At 37.9% G+C, this 1489-nt stretch carries 2 protein-coding genes; one reads left to right on the forward strand and one right to left on the reverse strand.

Annotation, left to right across the window (positions count from 1 at the left end; translation table 11 throughout):
• Positions 1–26: 26 nt before the first annotated feature.
• The gene (locus NFU46_RS20410; protein WP_251604503.1) at positions 27–1142 is read right to left on the reverse strand and encodes an IS630 family transposase; all 1116 of its coding nucleotides are present in this window, start codon (positions 1140–1142) and stop codon (positions 27–29) included.
• Positions 1143–1201: 59 nt separating this feature from the next.
• Between NFU46_RS20410 and NFU46_RS20415 the strand changes: the two genes are divergently transcribed.
• Positions 1202–1453 (forward strand): LexA family transcriptional regulator, encoded by a 252-nt coding sequence (locus tag NFU46_RS20415; RefSeq protein ID WP_251604506.1) that lies wholly within the window; start codon positions 1202–1204, stop codon positions 1451–1453.
• Positions 1454–1489: the final 36 nt, after the last annotated feature.

The following is a 1489-nucleotide window of genomic DNA, read 5'->3' on the forward strand; positions in this document are numbered from 1 at the left end:
CTAGTACTTCATCACACAAGTTCTGACTAGTTGAGGGCACCATAAGCCCTCTCAAGTTTTTCACGAGCTGATTCAACATTAAATAGCCAGTTTATACTTGTTCTTTCTTTATTCCTGCTCCATTCCCAGGCCGCGAGTTCTGTCTTTAGTTCTTCCATACTTGCTATACGTCTATCTAAACATTGCTTATTCATATTACCAATTTCTATCTCGACCATATTCAACCAACTCGCGTGTTTTGGTGTGTAATGTAATTCTAGTTTATTTAAAATCCGGCGTGCTTCCTGTGGAGAAAATGCTTTATATAACGCTCCTTCTGTATGAGTTGATAGGTTATCTAATACAACTTTTATTTTGTTCGCATGTGGATAATGGAGATCAACTAAATCCCTCATACAATTAGCAAAGTCAATTTTCGTCTTTCTTTCTGTTGCTTTAACATGCCGCCACCCTCGATGGCGATCGAAGAATACAAATAAGTTGGCCACACCTACACGTTTATATTCATAATCTAACCGCTTAGTCTGCCCCGGCTTCATTGGTTGTGCCGGTCGAGTATCATCTACAAGTTGTTTCATCGCCTCATCAAAGTTAATTATGGGGTTTAACTCATCTGCTGGCTCAGCATACAATTCAAGCACATGTTCCATCCGCGCGATATATTCAGCATCCATTGTCGCCACACACCACATCTTTTTTTGCCATGGTTTTAGTGCATTCTCTTTAAGACGTCTCCGTATTGTTTCATACGAGATACTATCTAAATCAGTTAATGTAACTAATCGCTCTCCAAGTAAAGATAATGTCCATCTAGAGTGACCTGTTGGCGGCCTAGTACAAGCTGTGGCGATTAATGTTGCTTCATCTTTCGCAGAGGTTTTTCTCATTGCACCACTTCGTGCACCTTCATTCATAGCTGCCGCTAGATTCTCTTCAACGAACTGGCGTTTGACTCGAAATACGGTTGAAGAACTCACTTGAACTGCTTCACATATTTGCTCTGTTGTATATTTACAACGGTCAGCTTTTAACAAAATAGCAGCACGTTTGTACTTTCGAACATTGACCATGCCTTTTTTGCAATAGTCTATTAATTCTTGTTTTTCTTCTTCTGATAATTCAACAATATACTTTCGGTTCATAACAATATTAAGTAAGTTTATATGAGTTAAAGGATCGTTGATTAGGGTAAAAGTTCATTATGAATAAAGAAGAGTCGCCACTGTTTACAGCAAAGCAAGGTCAGTATTTAGCATTTATTTATTACTACACAAAAGTGAATGGGATTGCGCCTGCTGAAAGTGATTTTGAGCGCTACTTTGGAACCGCAGCTTCAAGTGTTCATTCAATGATTTCAGTTCTTAAGAAGAAGAAATTTATAACATCAGTTACTGGAAAAAGCAGGAGTATTGAATTATTGATTGAAAAAGATCAGTTACCTGAATTTAAGTAGGGGCAACTGATCAAAATATATGTGAAAGAGTACTAG

The sequence above is a fragment of the Pseudoalteromonas sp. NCCP-2140 genome, from assembly GCF_023708065.1.
GTDB lineage: Bacteria > Pseudomonadota > Gammaproteobacteria > Enterobacterales > Alteromonadaceae > Pseudoalteromonas.

Coding starts and splice junctions, on each gene's coding strand:
- NFU46_RS20410 (WP_251604503.1), bottom strand. CDS start 1,142: ATGAACCGAAAGTATATTGTTGAATTATCAGAAGAAGAAAAACAAGAA.
- NFU46_RS20415 (WP_251604506.1), top strand. CDS start 1,202: ATGAATAAAGAAGAGTCGCCACTGTTTACAGCAAAGCAAGGTCAGTAT.